Origin of the sequence: Paraburkholderia solisilvae (assembly GCF_902859875.1) — a bacterium.
GTDB classification, from domain to species: Bacteria; Pseudomonadota; Gammaproteobacteria; order Burkholderiales; family Burkholderiaceae; genus Paraburkholderia; species Paraburkholderia solisilvae.
This window is the reverse complement of sequence record NZ_CADIKF010000069.1, coordinates 19,157-35,295: the sequence shown is the minus strand read 5'-3', so window position 1 is coordinate 35,295 and position 16,139 is coordinate 19,157. Positions and strand designations below refer to the sequence as shown.

Below are 16,139 nucleotides of genomic sequence, written 5' to 3'. Positions count from 1 at the left end.
ACATCCCGCCCGCAGAAGCTGAGGCAAACTACTATCGGCAACTTGAAACACCGGTCGCCGAACCCGCATTAACTTAAACCAACCAGCCTCCACGATTCCCGGGGCGATTCACCTTCAATTAACTTCTAATAACTTACATCGTCTTGACCTTAGAGCTTCGACGGACAGAGCCGTCAACCAGTCATGCTGATGAAAGGCGGTGTCCACAGCCCATCTTCACTCGCCGAAATGACGACACTCTCATGCTCCAGCAATTCCATGAAACTTTATAACATTTGAGGATATTGTTTGTTCCATGTGAGCAGCCATTGATTTGCCGTGGAAACCCCACTGCGGAAGAAAGCTCGAGATCGGCAGCATCGCTCACCGTCGCGTCGGGTAAGGGTAGGTTGTATCCCGACGTTCACAGTGGTTCTAGGAAGATGATTGGGAAGAGTCGGCGCCGGGCGCCACCTCCGGATATATAGACGTCACCTAGCACCACCTGAATGCCGAAGGGTTCATCGGACGTAGTTCGGGACACGGCCGGCACTTTGCCAAGCGACGCGTGGCGACGGATGAATTCTTCTACAGGCGTGGGCTTTTACAATGCCTTTCGTTTGTGGTCGACATCGAACTACTTCAGTCGACGACGTTCGAGAAGACGGAGCCGCCAATCAGCGAGGGCAAGTCCCCGATTACGTCGGCGATGGATTTCGTCAAACACGTGCGAGGTCAGGATAGAATTGTCAAACCAAAACATGACCGTGACGGACTTAGCGGCGAAGTTTACGCCACCTTCAAATCAATAACTTTTCGCGGCGGCGATTATGCAATTTGATGTTTTTGGACCATTCACACTAAGTAGGCATACGAAAAAGAAAATCATAACGAACGAATCTCTTGTCGATATTAAAAAGGCCGCGGAGGACCGTGAGACAGGCTTATCGCTCGCTTGCGGGTGCTACGTGTTTGCCAAGCGAGCAGGAAAAGGATTCACTCCTTGGTATGTAGGACAAGCGTGCAAATCGTCTATCGTCAATGAAGCATTAAACCCAGCAAACCGTGAAAAATATAACAAGATACTCGCTGAAGAAGCCGGTAGCCCGGTGCTATTCCTGTTACCGATGCGAACACCAACAGGCAAATTTCGCAAGCGACCGGCAGGAAACGGCGGGCTTCCTGCGCTTGATTTTTTGGAAAGATGGATCATTGCAACTGCGATTGATAAAAATGCCCACCTGATCAATAACAAGGAGACCAAGTTTTTGCGAAATATTCATGTGATCGGGGTGTTTAACGCGCAACAGGGCGAATCGACAACCGACTCCACACGACTTCGCAAGACACTTTGGTAAGTGTGGCCTCTAAGTATCCAAATAAGCGCCGTGGCCGCGATAAGGTTCAAGCCTGGCCTAGTTCGTGCCGCAGTAAGTAACCACGAACCCCGAAATACCGCTAAGCGGCCGCATTGGACGCACGATCCAATGCCTTTACACGTGGGACGATCATCGCGCCAATCAGCAAGTTGGCCGTACTCAGGGTGGTCGCAGCGCTCGCCGGCCGAACATGGCAGCAAAGATCGCGCGCGATGGCATCCAGATCGAAAATTGCATTTTTACGCTGCATGTCGCCAACTCGCCTCATACGTGATTGTTGCACTTGACATGAAACGACACCTTGATCAAACTTTGCACTCGCAAACCATTGACCATTTTGCAGCATTTGACTGCAAATTTCGCACATGAAAAATGCAGCGGTCCTTGTTCCCGGGCTTCTGGGGAAATGTGGCGGACGCGACGTCTTCACCGGCTTCGCGACCGCCTCTATCCTCGCCAAACTTAGCTTCGCCGACACGTTCGATGAAGCTGCGGGGACCGGCTACCAACGCCGGTTCAATCGTCAGCACAGCCTTGAGTTCAAGAAGTACATCCAACGACCAGGCGCCAGTACGATCCCGCTCACCTTCAATCTCCGGCCTGAATTTTCCGACGTCTGGTCAATCGACCGGTCCACCTCAAACGGTTTAGCCGCATTGCGGATCGCACCTACGGACCTAGCTATTATGTCCCAAGTGGATTGTCAGCATCGACTCGGATATCTTGCAAATAGTGATATTCAGTTCGCCTTTATGGTTTTTATCGGTTTGTCGGTAGAAGAAGAGATGGAAATCTTCCGAGATATTAATGGTAAGGCAAAAGGTTTAAATAGCAGCTTATTAGACTCGACCGAGGCCAGGTTGTCCGGTGATTTATTATCTACTGCCAAACCGGAATTATACTACGCCATGCAATTAAATGAACGTCCGTCATCGGTGTGGTATAAGAAGCTGGACCTTGGCGGCGAAGTCACAGTGGGAATGAAACGAGTTGCTTCGTTGCGGACCATGCAACAGGGAGTGAGGCGCTTTCTTCACGAGTCGAGTCTAGGTAACGCTACAAGCCATGGGATAGTTAGCGATCTGCTGCTGAATTTTTGGAAAGCAATCACCTATGTCGTTCCAGAGGCTTGGGAGAACTCTCGCAAGCATTTGATAACAAAGGGCATTGGTGTTTATTGCCTCATGAGTGTCGGTGGTGACCTAGTCAGAGAAGCAGCGCAGTCCGGACAAAAATGCGACCTTGACTATTTCATTGGAAAACTATCGGATTTTATGCATAAAATCGATTGGTCCAACGAAGGTCCATTGAAGGGATACGGTGGAGTAAAAGGGGCGGACGCCGCACTCGATTTAGTGCGCCACACGAGAGAACAGTTAATTTCAAGCATTACAAGCCATGGCAAACAAACGCATCCTGTTGATTGAACCGGGTTATCGAAATAAGTATCCACCAATCGGCCTCATGAAGATCGCGGCCTATCATGGGCCATATGGCAAGCGCGATAACGTGAAATTCATCAAAGGTGAGCAGGAAAAATCTGTGCTTCGGACGAATTGGGATCGAATCTATGTGACCAGTTTGTTTTCTTTTGAGTGGCGCGAGATTTCTAAATCGATCGACTTTGCTCTCGAGGTAGCGAACGGCAATGCGACGAAGGTTTTTGTTGGGGGCATAGCTGCCTCCCTGATGCACGATCAGTTTGTAATGGAGCCCCGTTGGAGAGGCATTCGATTTATAAAGGGCTTGTTAAGCGACGCTCCTGCCAAGGCATTGCATCTCGACGATTTTGAGGAGGAGCTGTACTCGGAGGACGTCGACGGTACCCCGATCGAAGATCTTGTACCGGACTATTCGATCCTTGATCAAATTAAGGACCAGTACGTGTATCCGGTAAACGACGCGTATTTTACGTATGCCTCGCGTGGATGCGTACGGAAGTGCCACTTTTGTGGTGTACCGAAACTCGAGGGTGGTCAACGCGACGCACGGCCCATCACCGATGTCGTCAAGGCAATCGACGAGCGGTACGGCCCAAAGCGCGATTTGATGCTCATGGATAACAACGTGGTGGCGTCCGCAAATTATCGAAGTATCATCGCTGAAATTAGAGATCTCGGATTTGTGCCAGGGGCCAAGTTGGCGCGCCCCGGACGTGTTCCAGTACAGCGCCGCGTGGACTTCAATCAAGGAGTGGATGCTCGTATTCTTTGCAAGGATAAAATGTATTTGCAAGAAATGAGTACGATATGCATTAAACCGCTACGTATCGCGTTTGATCACATTGGTGTACGCAAACCGTACGAGACATCTATTCGAATGGCCCATGATGTCGGCTTGCACGATTTATCGAATTATATGCTTTACAATTTTCATGATACGCCGACGGATTTGTATCAGCGGATGCGCCTCAATATTGATCTCAATGAAGAGCTAGGGATTCGTATTTTTTCATTTCCTATGCGCTTTCAACCAACAGATCAAAAAGATCGTACGCACGTTGGTGATCATTGGAATAAGTATTTTTTGAGATCGATGCAGATTATTCTTCAGGCCACACATGGGATCGTCAGTGGTTCCCCCGACTTTTTTAAAGAAGCTTTCGGCGATTCTCCTGATGACTACGAGAATCTTCTTTTGCGTCCGCAGCATTTTCTTTTTAATCGACATTGGTACCAGTATCACGGTGGACGTGGGGAATTCGAAGATTACCAGCATCAATTTCAGAGGCTGAAAGATTCGGATCGCAGGGAACTCGTTGCATTATTGTCGAGCTCGGTGCCAAGCACCTATACAGGATTAATTGGAAAAGCCGAGAGCTCGGCAGTTAACCGCATTCTTAGTTATTACGTTCCTTTATCCGACGAAGTGGAGCGCGATATTTGGGACAAGATGAAGAATATCAAGACAGCAGCGGAAAAGATCTCCATACCTGAGGATGAACGCGTGGAAGATGCTGGTCTTACTGAGAACGTATAAGGAATACTTATGTCGGCCGTATTTACACCCGTTAGCGTGAGCTCGCTGACGACGCTCCCGAAACCGATTAGCGAAACTGTCACAGTTGGCAAAGACATTTTGGAGTTACTTGCCGGATCGATGTATACCGATCCGCTAGTTATCTATCGCGAATATATCCAAAATGCTGCGGATTCTATCGACGAAGCGCGGGACATCGGGCTTGATTTTACTGAGGAGGCCGGTGTGGTTATCAATTTTGACCACACTGAACGGACGGTCACGATTAGAGATAACGGCAAAAGCATACCTGCTTCGGATTTTGTGCATCGGCTAGTAACGATTGGCGCGAGCCAAAAGCGCGGAAGGAAGATGCGCGGCTTTCGGGGAGTTGGTCGATTGTCGGGGCTTGGATACTGCCAGGAATTAATATTTCGCGGACGCGTCGATGGAGAAAGCAAAGTCTTTGAGATTCGCTGGAACGGCAGAATGCTTAAGGAAAAGATGCGTGATCCCGACTATGCCGGTGATCTTGCGACCTTGGTCAAGGATATTGTGACTAAGAATCGGATTTCGGGTGAAGGCTACCCTACTCGCTTTTTTGAAGTTGAACTCCGGAAGGTTACCCGCACCCGAAATGACATCTTGCTCAACGAGGACGCCGTCCGGAACTACGTATCCCAAGTTGCACCCGTACCATTTGGCCCGAAGTTTTCGTTGGCGGAAGAGATAGACGTTGAACTTCGTCGGCGCGGGATCCGCGCACCGATCAGTGTGGTCCTGAACGATGGTCGCGGCCCAATTTTTCACCGTGCGTCGGACTCCATTCAATTCTCCGACACCGTGTCGGACACGATTCGCAGCGTCGACTTTTTGGAGCTGCCCGGTGATGACGGCGAGATATGTGCAATCGGATGGATCGCTGACCATTCATACTCGGGATCCATCCCAAAGCGCTTAGGTCTCGGGGGCATACGCCTACGCGTTGGAAATGTCCAAGTTGGCGATGAAATGATTCTTGCCTCTCTATTCCCTGAGTCACGATTCACAGGATGGGCAATTGGTGATATTCACGTCCTTTCATCAAGGATCATACCGAACGGCCGCCGCGATGACTTCGAGCCGACCGCCGCTTATAGCCACTTGCAAAGTGAGCTTGCATTCCATGCGAAACACATCACCCAGCGCATTCGAGAGCGCTCGGCACAACGCAATCAGCTTCGATCAGTGCAGCAACATTTCGGCTCTGTGGATGTTTGGCTAAATTCGGCGCATTCAAAAGCAATGCCGAAAATTATCTTAAAAGCTATCCAAGAGCTTTCCTTCGAAAGGTTAGAAAAAGTTGTGAAAGAGACGTCCAAATTACCAAACGACTCAAGTGAATTTTTGGCCGCGACGGCTCGCATCGAGCAATTTAGTAAATTAATCAAGGAATTGCCGTCACAAAGCAAAGGGAGAAAATCCAACGTGTTTTTAAACACCGAGTTGGAACATCCAATTTCGATGGTACTTAAAACGATTTTGTCCAATACTAAAACGCCGAGCAGCGGCGTTGAATTATCGCTACAGGTGTTGAAGGCTCTCGATACACCCTAAGGTGTTTGCAACGAGTGAGGTCGACGTTTCGGCGCATCTCACTCGTCATAATGTTTCTGTGCCGCTCCTTACCTTGCTTTAGCTACAAGCCTTACCCATTTGCGTGCTTACACCGTAGATCGCCCACGCAAATTTGCTTAGTCGAGATCACTCAATTTTTTGATAATTTTTGCGCATTGCTTTTGAATTTGTTCGAACTCGTATCGAAACTGAGAACGGCGACTGGCATGTTCAGTAATATCATCTACAGTATCTTGTTCGTACATCCAGTTTCGAAATCGAACCAGCTTTTGCAAATTTATATCCGACACACCTTTCTGATCAGCTGCTTCAACCGCCTGTTCGAAATCCAATTTACCGTCGATGAATTTACCTAAAATTTTACCACCGGCTTGACTTATTTTTTTTAGACCATCTCGCAGTGCCATCGCAGTCGGAATTTCTCCGGAATCTATCTTTCCGATAATCAGCGCATCCATTTCGGGATATTCCTCTCTAGCCGCGGCAATCTTTCTTCCCTTAAGATACTCCTCAAAATAACTCCATCGCGTCTGTTCATGCTGTTCGTGTTTCAGCATAAAATCGCGAACGGCAATTAGATGCGTAATCTGACTTCTCGGCAAATTAATCTCTTTTGCCAAATCTGGGATCTGAACACCTTGATTTTTGTGGCGCCGATATAGGTAACCCGCCTGCTCAAATGGAAGCCAATTTGTTTTACCATGTATGTGATATTCACCCAATAAAGCAAATACATCACTTTCACTGATGTCAGCGGGCAAAATCCTGGCTTTTATTCGCCCCCATTTAACAGGATCTTTGGATGCCAGACTTCTATAGGCAGCTAGCCGGCTATTTCCCTCCAACACGACCATGTCCCCGCCGCGGACGATTACAGGATCGATGAGGCCACCATTTATTCTAATTGCCTGTATGAGTTGTTTAACATGATCCATTGCCAATAGCTGCTGCTCAATCTCTTCTTCAGTAGGTGCATTTCCGTTAACCCACACAAGTGAATATAATCTTGGATTTTCCAAATAAAAGCGTAACTCGTGCTGTGGAACCTCTTTATAAACCACCGGTATACTTTTACCGCGAATTAGCACCTCATCAGCGACGCTCTGCGCGGTTGTGGTATTAATATTCATTGTTACCCTCCACCTGGCCTAATTCTTGAGTTGCCAAAATATGCTTTAATACCTCGCCGAATGAATATGACATTCTCGTTTGGAAAGTTTCTTTTGAAATATCACCTTGTGCGAGTTGTGCGGCCGAGCGTTTTGCCTCCAATAGAGCATCAACCCATTCATCCACCGAATCTTCCATGATTAAATTATAGACGTAACATGTTCTAGTCTGCGACACACGATGGATGCGATCTTGTGCCTGAAGATAATCGTCGAGACTGAAACCGCGATCATAAAATATGACATGGTTAGCGACGGTCAATGTGAGTCCTTCTTTGGCAGCTCCCGGTGTCGCAACCAATACCTTACAATCTCCATTTTCGAGAAATCGATCGATATTTCGGTTTCGTTGGGCTATTGATAGTTTACCGTGAATGATAGCGGCACCATACTCGGACAACTTTTTAGCGAGCCATTCGACATTTTCTGTAAACGTGGTCCAAATAATCGCTTTTTCGTTAACGGCGACGATATTCTCTACCAATTCCTGCAAATTTTCCCATTTTCCAGGATTTTGTTTATATGATTCGTCTATTAATAAGGGATTGGCGGCAACTTGTACCAGGCGTAGCAGTCTCTTAAGAATCGCAGGTGACTCATCAATCGTAAATGCTCCCTCTTGAATGACAGAAACACGTGTCTCGTCTCGTACGTCTAGATACATTTTTCTTTGTCGTACCTCCCACCCGCAATGGACACGCTCAACTATCTTTTTCGGCAACTGAATGCGTCCGCCGTCCTTTGTTTCTCTTACTGAGAATTGCGATATTCGCCCCCAAACACCTGCTAATTCCTCTTCAAACCTGTCTCGCCGTAATTCGTCACTAGCCAATTTATTGGATAAATTGACGTTTGCCTCGAAGTCAGCGAACGATTTTCCTAAACTTTTGCCTTGGTCGAGGAAATAAATTTGCGCCCATATATCATGCGGTCGGTTTGCTACCGGAGTCCCCGTTAGTATCAAACGACGCACAAAGCCGGGAGCCAGTTCAAAAAATATTTTACTTAAAGCGGTGTTAGGATTTTTTATTTTCGCAGACTCATCCAACACAGCAGCTACGCGTCGAGTTTTCTGAAACAATTTAAGTCGCTTAAATTCGAGTCCAACGCCTTCAAAGTGTGTCAGGATTATCCGAGCCGGACTATTTAATGTAAAAAAATTTTGCCCTCTATCCGCAGATAATATACGTGGAGTTAGGAACGAGTGCTGCGCAAGCTCGCGCCTCCAGTTCTCAACGAGCGTCTTTTTTGTTACAAGTAATACCGTATCAACAACGTCCCTCTGCAGCCAAAGCAGGATCAGATCGATTGCGATCTTTGTTTTTCCAAGGCCTTGCTCGTGAAAAATCGCGGCGTAAGGTAGATCGCGTACCGCCTCAACGGCTTCCGCTTGATACTCGAATGCCTCTCGCTTTGCCTGAAGCTTCGAGGCCTTATTTAAAATAAGTGCCAAGTCGGATTTCCTTTTTCACCTACCCGGTTAGTCGTTCCAACACATGAATCTTCACGCGCTCCGTGCCCGTCTTTCGTTGAATTACGCGCACGAGGGAGCGCATCTGGTTGGTACAGTACCAAGGAACAGCCAATATCAATAAAGAAGTTTCGAATTTTGACAAATATGTGAGATATGCTGCTAACTGCGTTCGACTATGCGTAGTCTCGATATCTAATGCTGTTTTCGCCTCACCAATCAGTGCAAAATTTTGCATACCATTTGAAGCAAATACATCGGGTATACTTCCATTTATATTTGGCGGACTACGATCTCTTGCAAACGGGCGATCCACTAAAATTGCCATTGTGTTTGGATAATCAGTAGAGCTCTCAATCCATTCAATTATGGCTTGAATCAAATTTGAATGTCCATCAGATCGCGACAAATCTATGCCCCCTCGTCGCGAATTTTCTGACAAATATCGTCAACGGTCTCCTTGAGCTCGAAGAGATTTTCGGCGATTGGATGTGCCGGGTTCTCTTTTAATCTTTCGAGATCCTTCCATGACATTTGATTGATCTTCTGCGCTAACGCACGAGATAATTCTTCTAGGGAAAGCGCTTGGGTTGATGCGGATGCGGGCACATCAAACAATTTCGCGGCCTCTTTCGCTCCGTCCTCAAGAAATACCTTGCGAGCTTGGATATTTGGAAGTATTCGGGGAAGGAGCCGAACCGTGTTGAGGGGATCGATCAACCGCTGGTCAACCCACTTGGCGAAGTCGTCGAGCGTATAACCTGCCTTTAGAATTGCCTGCTTTACCGCAGGCTTTTGAAGCTCAACAAATGCGCTAAATCGGGTCGCGTCGAACGCACCATCCTCGTGAATCACTTTGCGATAGTGCCGTTCCATGTCGGCGTATGCATCAATGTAGTCTTGAAGCTCTTTGCGCCTGCCTCCACAGAGATCGACAAGTTGATTAAATGGCACGTTCTCAACGTTACGCAGATGGTGTAGGTATTTCGCCTTTGAGTAAGGATCCCACGGTCTCGGACCTACGAGATGGGCCTGAAGTCGAATTGCGTCTATCTCAAGCTGCTCAAGATCCTCGTGGACAAGGGCTGGAATCGCATCCCATGGACCAGGTATGCTGTCCTCGATGAAGCTCCGGTAGATGGCGACTCGGGTGTTTCCTTCAACCACCACTTGCCGACCGTCGGCATGCCGGTTAACGATGATCGGATTTATGATCCCGCGATTCGTCTTGATTGATTCGCGCAAGCTGGTAAAGGTCGTGGCGCTCGCCTCGGTATCACTCGTGCCTACGCCCAAAGCAAGATGGATTTGCTCAGGCGTTGGGTGCTCGCCATACATCTCGATCCATTTTCGAATTCTTGGGTTTGTCGTGTCAAGCTCAAGACTTTTAGTTTGAAGTAACTCGTACCTAAAGGTAGTCATATCAGTTTCCCGCACGAATGATCGAAATTGATTTAACGACAACGCCAACAAGGCTCTATGTCGCCGCGCCCGCCGCTGGGGTGAATTTGCTCATGAGCGCTTCCGCAAGCCTCACGGCGCCGCCGCCACTGGATCCGAAACTCTCCGAGGTTAGCGGTACATTCCCTATGTTTGCTTTCAACTGGCGAGCGACGACTAGAAACGCATTCCTGGATGCGTCGTTCGTAATCACTATCTCGCGCTCCCACACGAGCTTAAGCACGCGCATCAGTGCTGTGTACCCCACTGACTTTCGAATAACGAATTTGTCAGGAGCTTCTGTCCATTCTTCAGGAAATATCTCAGCAATCGCACCGAAATAGTTTTCCAGTACTTTTGCGATCACTCCATCGTTTCCCTCATTATAGTATCCATTAAATGGACAACTAATATCGGGGCTTACTGGAATGTCTCTCTTTTCCTGACGTTCGTATTCGTCCGGATTTTTGGTTATAAGAGGCAAGAGTTCCTTTGCAAACGTACCTTGGGAAAGGTACTCTGTTTCATAGAGCTTTGAGCCAAGCATCTTTATTCCGCGGAAGAATGGGCCTGGTCGTGAATTCAATGTCTGAGCAATCTCGTGACATGTCTTACGTGGACTACGGGTCTTTCGTAGATCAAATAAATCATAGATCAGTGACGAAGATACGCGCGACTGTTTGCTGTTGATCGTTGAAAATATGTAAGCCTCATCCCCCGGCTCCAATCCAAGCATAAAAACGACAGGTAACTCGAATTCTCGGACGACGTCCTCCAGATCCTGAGCTTGAGCGAGCTTCAGACCTTCAACGCGATGTTGTCCATCGAGAATTTTGCCAATTTTCTGACCACGTTGAAACTTCATTAGCTCACTTTTCCGATCTAATTCAACTACGTCGTCATAGACCGAAATAATGATCGACGTTGGGAACGTGGCGTCAGGATCTGAAACGTAGGCAGCTATTTCCTTCTGGCGACTGGGGCTGAGATCCCGCTGTACGTTAAGGCGCTGCTCTTCCGACATTCCGCGCCGAAGCACATCGACATTGTCAAGCAGCACCTGCGCCGGAAGCTTGGCTAAGTAAAAAGTTCCTATTGGCTGATTTACTTCAAGATAACGAACATTTAGCGTGTCATCTGCATCACGCAAGGTCAACTCTGCTGTACGTGTCATGTTGGTTTCCCCTGCGCTCTATAATTTTAGTGCCGTCGTGTTTGCGGCCGCGTCCATCTGCTCTTCAAGTTTCTTTCGGGCTCTGTCTTTGAGACCTTTACCATATTGCTGGTAGTCATCTATCAACTCTAAGCAAAACAAAAAGATCGCGAGAAGTAAGCTGGCCAGCGTCAAGATTATTTCGATGACCATGCCGAAGCCACTCATCGGCGGACGGATTTGAGCCGGTTGGATAGAATTGGACACATCAAACTGGGATGTTACGCATGGACCTAACGTAACGCCCATAACCATCATCAGCACGAGCGTTATGATGAAGGTGGTGAGCTTGATATCCTTGAACTCCGAATTCTTGGATTCCCGATATTCGCGGAATAAGTACATCGATGCGGCAGCAAGCAATGGAAGTGCAAACAGATAACCGTTTCCTTGTCGGATGACTTTGATGAATTCGACGGTCGGAGATGCCTGCAAATCATTAGCAGCGAGTATAGGAGGAAGCCAAAGTCCCATGCCACCGAAAGCTACGTTGATAAGCAGAAAAAATACGAAATAGCTAGGTACTTCGCCCACAATGCGAAATACGCTGAGCATATTTTTTGCCCAATTAATCATTTAGATCCCCGTTTCCCCGTTCACGATCACACCAAATACGTTGGTTCAAATTTCCTTTTCGGCAGCCGATTATAGGATTATTTGAGCGACACGCAAACATCGTTCGAAGGAAGTTTGGTGGCTGGCGGTGAGAGTCGAACGGCTTCGATGTCTTCGCGCCGGGCGGCGAATATCGAAGCGCTTGAAGTAACGGTCGAGTATTTGTTTCGTACAGCGGCGACGGGGCGCCGCGCAACTACGTGCGCGCTTAGCGCCGACCGTATGGAGAACGCCTCGCTGTTCCTGTCCAGCGAGGCGTGCAGATTGGGTTGCGTGTGACGTAAGTCGGAATGCAGGGAAGAACGTTGCTTAAGAGACGACGCGGGTCCCTGCTCAAGATTTAGTTGTTATTGCTCTTACGGCTTAGCGCATTCTCTACCGGGCGCAAGTCGCTCTTTGGTCAAAATTTAGACGTCTATATTTCCAGCCCGTAGCGCATTCGACTCAATGAATGCTCGGCGTGGTTCAACCTCATCACCCATAAGGGTCGTGAAAATGCCATCCGCCGCAATCGCATCTTCAATCTGAACTCGCAGCAACCGGCGAACATTCGGATCCATGGTCGTTTCCCAAAGCTGTCCGGGATTCATTTCGCCCAAACCCTTATACCGCTGCTTCGAAACATTGCGTTCAGCATCAGCGATCAACCACTTCATCGCGCTCTTAAAGTCGCTAACGGCCATGCTGCGCTCACCGCGCTTGATGACGGCACCAACCCCAATCAGGCCCTTGAACGTGTTCGCGGTATTGACAAGCTGTTGATAATCAGCCGTCAACTGAAACTCTTCGTCAATAACCGAAACCTTAACGTTACCGTGATGACGCCGCTCAACGCGCAGAGAACGCAGTTCGCGCACCGGGTCGTACATCGGATACACGCTGACTTCGGGCTTAAGCGCATCGTCGCGCAGCTTAGCTTCAAGTGACTTAGCCGACGCTTCCGTGGAAGCTTCACTAGAAAGATCAATCGTGACCCCGTCCATCACGGCCTCAAGCGCATTCGCGTCATACAACCTGCTGAGCCGCTCAACCACCGCTTGCGCAAGCAAATACGACCGAGCCAGTTCCCCAAGCGCATCACCAGCAATCGGCGTAGCCCCTTCCGACGCAATCAACTCCGACCCATTCAACGCAAGCCGAAGCATATGTGCGTTAAGTTCCGCAGCATCTTTAAGATAGCGCTCATCCTTCCCAGCCTTAACCTTATAAAGCGGCGGCTGCGCGATATAAATATACCCACGCTCAATCATCTCCGGCATCTGCCGATAGAAGAACGTCAACAGCAGCGTCCGGATGTGTGCGCCGTCGACGTCGGCGTCAGTCATGATGATGATGCGGTGATACCGCAGCTTATCGAGGTTGTAATCTTCCTTCCCGATACCGCACCCAAGCGCAGTAATCAGCGTAACGATCTGCTCGGAGGAAAGCAGCTTGTCATACCGCGCCTTCTCAACATTAAGCACCTTCCCACGCAGCGGCAGAATCGCCTGGAACTTGCGATCACGCCCTTGCTTCGCCGACCCACCCGCCGAGTCACCCTCAACGATGTAGATTTCAGACTTAGCCGGATCCTTCTCCTGGCAATCCGCCAGCTTCCCAGGCAGCCCCACACCATCAAGCACACCCTTCCGCCGCGTCATCTCCCGCGCCTTCCGCGCAGCATCCCGCGCCCGAGCCGCATCAACAATCTTCCCGCAAATAATCTTCGCGTCGAGAGGCGTCTCAAGCAAAAACTCTTCAAGCGCCTTAGCAACCACTTCCTCAACCGGCGCCCGCACCTCAGAAGAAACGAGTTTGTCCTTAGTCTGCGAACTAAACTTAGGCTCCGGCACCTTCACAGAAAGCACGCAAGAAAGCCCCTCACGCATATCATCGCCGGAGGTTTCAACCTTAGCCTTCTTGGCAATCTCCTGATCCGCGATGTACTTATTAATCACGCGCGTCATCGCCGCACGCAATCCGGTCATATGCGTGCCACCATCCCGCTGCGGAATGTTATTCGTGAAGCAAAGCACATTCTCGTTGTAGCTATCGTTCCACTGCATAGCCACCTCAACACCCACACCATCCTTCTCGCCGACGATATGAAAAATCGTCGGATGCAGCACGCTCTTGGTCTTGTTGATGTACTCAACAAAGCCCTTCACGCCACCGCCGAACGCGAAATCGTCTTCCTTACCCGAGCGCAGATCCGTCAACCGAATCCGCACGCCGTTATTCAGAAACGACAACTCACGAATACGCTTGGCCAGAATGTCGTAGTGGTACTCGACATTGCCGAAAATCGTCTCATCGGCCATGAAGTGCACTTCGGTACCGCGGTTCTCCGTATCGCCCACCACCGGAATCGGCGACACCCGCTCACCGTTCGCTTCCTCGACCACACGGTTCTGCGGCACCCCACGATGAAACTCCATGAAGTGCTTCTTCCCATCGCGGCGCACCGTCAAACGCAGCCACGACGAAAGCCCGTTCACGCACGACACGCCCACGCCGTGCAAGCCGCCCGACACCTTGTAGCTGTTCTGGTCGAACTTGCCGCCGGCGTGCAGCTCGGTCATCACGATTTCCGCCGCGCTGCGCTTCGGGTCGTGCTTGTCGTCCATCTTCAGGCCCGTCGGAATACCGCGGCCGTTATCCGTCACGGAAACCGAGTTATCCGCGTGAATGATCACCTGAATATCGTCGCAATGTCCGGCCAACGCTTCGTCGATCGAATTGTCCAAAACCTCGAATACGAGGTGGTGCAGACCGGTCCCGTCTGACGTGTCGCCGATGTACATACCCGGTCGCTTGCGCACCGCCTCCAGACCCTCCAGGATCTGAATCGACGAGGCGCCGTAGCTGTTATCGGGTTGGGTATGGTTCAGTTCACTCATAGGTTCCTTCCGGTTCTGCTGACTGCTTGGATACTGCAAGGGGTATTTTCAAAACACCATAAAAACGCCAAAGGGGCGATGCGCCCCTTGGTCTGTTCTTATTGTCGGTCGCGTTAAATGCGCATAGGCATCACCACGTATTTGAACTCGTCGTTCTCGGGTATCGTAATCAACGCACTCGAGCTCGCGTCGCCCAGGCTCACCTGCAACATGTCCACCTTCAGGTTCGCCAACACATCCAGCAGATACGTGACGTTAAAGCCAATATCCACGGCGTCGCCCTGATACGCGATCTCCAGTTCTTCCTGCGCTTCTTCCTGGTCCGCATTCGTCGACATAATCTTCAGCTGGCCCGGCTCGATAATGCAGCGCACGCCCTTGAACTTGTCCGACGTCAAAATAGCCGCGCGTTGCAGCGAGCGCTGCAATTCTTCACGCCCGATCACAAACGAATTCTTGTGCGACTTCGGAATGACGCGCTGGAAATCCGGGAATTTGCCTTCCACCAGCTTCGACACGAGTTCCACCTGGCCGAAGCTGAACTTCACTTGCGTCGGCGCGATGTCGATGTTCACACCATCGTCGATGTCTTCGAGCAGGCGTTGCAGCTCGAGAATCGTCTTACGCGGGATGATCACTTCCTGGCGCGCAAACGAACCCTCGATCTTCATCGACGAAAACGCGAGGCGGTGGCCGTCCGTCGCAACCGCCATCAGCTGGTTGCCGTCCACCACCAGCAGCATGCCGTTCAGGTAGTAGCGGATGTCCTGCTGCGCCATCGCGAAGTACACCATGCCGAGCAGCTGGCGGAACGTCTTCTGCGGTACCGACAGGTTCGCGCCGAAGTCCTTCGCTTGCGACACCGTCGGAAACTCGTCCGCGGCCAGGGTTTGCAGCGCGAAGCGGCTCTTGCCGGACTGCACCGTCAGACGCTTGTCGTTGAGCGTCAGCGTGACTTGTCCGTCGGGCATCGCGCGCAGGATGTCGAGGAGTTTTCTTGCTGCTACCGTCGTCGCGACCGATTCGCCACCGACGCCAAAGTCGCCATGCGTCGTGATCTGAAGCTCGAGGTCCGTTGATAGGAACGACACGTCGGGGCCGTTCTTGGTAATCAGCAAATTGGCGAGGATCGGCAACGTATGGCGGCGTTCAACAATGCCACTCACGGTTTGCAGCGGCCTGAGGAGGTTATCTCGTTCGGTCTTGACCAGTTGCATAGAGTTCCTTCGTTGATGTGTCGGCCTGCTCGCATCGTCTGAACGCTTCAATTTCTGCTTTGATGCGCTGATTGACGCTTGCTGGCCCCGGCCCCCCGCCGGCGCCTGCCCAGCGCGCCGTCCGGCGTCATTCGTCTTACCCCGCCCTGCCCCTCGACCCTAGCCTTCACCCTTCGGGTTCACCTTTAGGCCGACTCGCTGA

The 16,139-nt window shown here is 50.1% G+C and carries 12 protein-coding genes; 4 read left to right on the top strand and 8 right to left on the bottom strand.

Going from position 1 to position 16,139, the window contains the following annotated elements; translation table 11 throughout:
- The first annotated feature begins 809 nt into the window (after positions 1-809).
- From HV675_RS28900 to HV675_RS28885, 4 genes are all read left to right on the top strand, one after another.
- Positions 810-1,337 carry a hypothetical protein gene (locus HV675_RS28900; RefSeq protein ID WP_175114879.1) on the top strand — a complete coding sequence of 176 codons (528 nt, stop codon included), beginning with the start codon at positions 810-812 and terminating at the stop codon, positions 1,335-1,337.
- A 386-nt stretch (positions 1,338-1,723) separates the two neighbouring features.
- Complete coding sequence (locus HV675_RS28895; protein ID WP_175114878.1) at positions 1,724-2,785, top strand: DGQHR domain-containing protein; 1,062 nt, start codon at positions 1,724-1,726, stop codon at positions 2,783-2,785.
- A complete protein-coding gene (locus HV675_RS28890) occupies positions 2,757-4,337 on the top strand; it encodes a radical SAM protein (protein WP_175114877.1) in 1,581 nt (526 codons plus the stop codon). Before HV675_RS28895 ends, HV675_RS28890 begins: the two co-directional genes overlap by 29 nt.
- A gap of 9 nt (positions 4,338-4,346) precedes the next feature.
- Positions 4,347-5,912, top strand: a complete 1,566-nt coding sequence (locus HV675_RS28885) for an ATP-binding protein (RefSeq protein WP_175114876.1) — start codon at positions 4,347-4,349, stop codon at positions 5,910-5,912.
- A gap of 137 nt (positions 5,913-6,049) precedes the next feature.
- Here HV675_RS28885 and HV675_RS28880 read toward each other — a convergent pair whose 3' ends face one another.
- The 8 genes from HV675_RS28880 to dnaN form a co-directional block, all read right to left on the bottom strand.
- Positions 6,050-7,063 carry a ParB N-terminal domain-containing protein gene (locus HV675_RS28880; RefSeq protein ID WP_175114875.1) on the bottom strand — a complete coding sequence of 338 codons (1,014 nt, stop codon included), beginning with the start codon at positions 7,061-7,063 and terminating at the stop codon, positions 6,050-6,052.
- Entirely contained in the window at positions 7,053-8,555 is a 1,503-nt protein-coding gene (locus HV675_RS28875; RefSeq protein ID WP_175114874.1) for a DEAD/DEAH box helicase, read from the bottom strand. Before HV675_RS28875 ends, HV675_RS28880 begins: the two co-directional genes overlap by 11 nt.
- A gap of 19 nt (positions 8,556-8,574) precedes the next feature.
- Complete coding sequence (locus HV675_RS28870) at positions 8,575-8,955, bottom strand: hypothetical protein (protein ID WP_175114873.1); 381 nt, start codon at positions 8,953-8,955, stop codon at positions 8,575-8,577.
- 29 nt (positions 8,956-8,984) lie between these two features.
- Positions 8,985-9,995 (bottom strand): ParB/Srx family N-terminal domain-containing protein, encoded by a 1,011-nt coding sequence (locus HV675_RS28865; RefSeq protein ID WP_175114872.1) that lies wholly within the window; start codon positions 9,993-9,995, stop codon positions 8,985-8,987.
- Positions 9,996-10,050: 55 nt separating this feature from the next.
- Positions 10,051-11,187 carry a DGQHR domain-containing protein gene (locus tag HV675_RS28860; protein ID WP_175114871.1) on the bottom strand — a complete coding sequence of 379 codons (1,137 nt, stop codon included), beginning with the start codon at positions 11,185-11,187 and terminating at the stop codon, positions 10,051-10,053.
- A gap of 18 nt (positions 11,188-11,205) precedes the next feature.
- The gene (locus HV675_RS28855) at positions 11,206-11,802 is read right to left on the bottom strand and encodes a hypothetical protein (protein ID WP_175114870.1); all 597 of its coding nucleotides are present in this window, start codon (positions 11,800-11,802) and stop codon (positions 11,206-11,208) included.
- A 446-nt stretch (positions 11,803-12,248) separates the two neighbouring features.
- Positions 12,249-14,720, bottom strand: coding sequence for a DNA topoisomerase (ATP-hydrolyzing) subunit B (gene gyrB, locus HV675_RS28850; protein WP_175114869.1), 2,472 nt, complete (start codon positions 14,718-14,720; stop codon positions 12,249-12,251).
- Between the two features lie 113 nt (positions 14,721-14,833).
- The gene (dnaN, locus tag HV675_RS28845) at positions 14,834-15,937 is read right to left on the bottom strand and encodes a DNA polymerase III subunit beta (RefSeq protein WP_175114868.1); all 1,104 of its coding nucleotides are present in this window, start codon (positions 15,935-15,937) and stop codon (positions 14,834-14,836) included.
- Positions 15,938-16,139 lie beyond the last annotated feature (202 nt).

Coding starts and splice junctions, on each gene's coding strand:
- HV675_RS28885 (WP_175114876.1), top strand. CDS start 4,347: ATGTCGGCCGTATTTACACCCGTTAGCGTGAGCTCGCTGACGACGCTC.
- HV675_RS28890 (WP_175114877.1), top strand. CDS start 2,757: ATGGCAAACAAACGCATCCTGTTGATTGAACCGGGTTATCGAAATAAG.
- gyrB (WP_175114869.1), bottom strand. CDS start 14,720: ATGAGTGAACTGAACCATACCCAACCCGATAACAGCTACGGCGCCTCG.
- HV675_RS28900 (WP_175114879.1), top strand. CDS start 810: ATGCAATTTGATGTTTTTGGACCATTCACACTAAGTAGGCATACGAAA.
- HV675_RS28880 (WP_175114875.1), bottom strand. CDS start 7,063: ATGAATATTAATACCACAACCGCGCAGAGCGTCGCTGATGAGGTGCTA.
- HV675_RS28895 (WP_175114878.1), top strand. CDS start 1,724: ATGAAAAATGCAGCGGTCCTTGTTCCCGGGCTTCTGGGGAAATGTGGC.
- HV675_RS28865 (WP_175114872.1), bottom strand. CDS start 9,995: ATGACTACCTTTAGGTACGAGTTACTTCAAACTAAAAGTCTTGAGCTT.
- HV675_RS28855 (WP_175114870.1), bottom strand. CDS start 11,802: ATGATTAATTGGGCAAAAAATATGCTCAGCGTATTTCGCATTGTGGGC.
- HV675_RS28860 (WP_175114871.1), bottom strand. CDS start 11,187: ATGACACGTACAGCAGAGTTGACCTTGCGTGATGCAGATGACACGCTA.
- dnaN (WP_175114868.1), bottom strand. CDS start 15,937: ATGCAACTGGTCAAGACCGAACGAGATAACCTCCTCAGGCCGCTGCAA.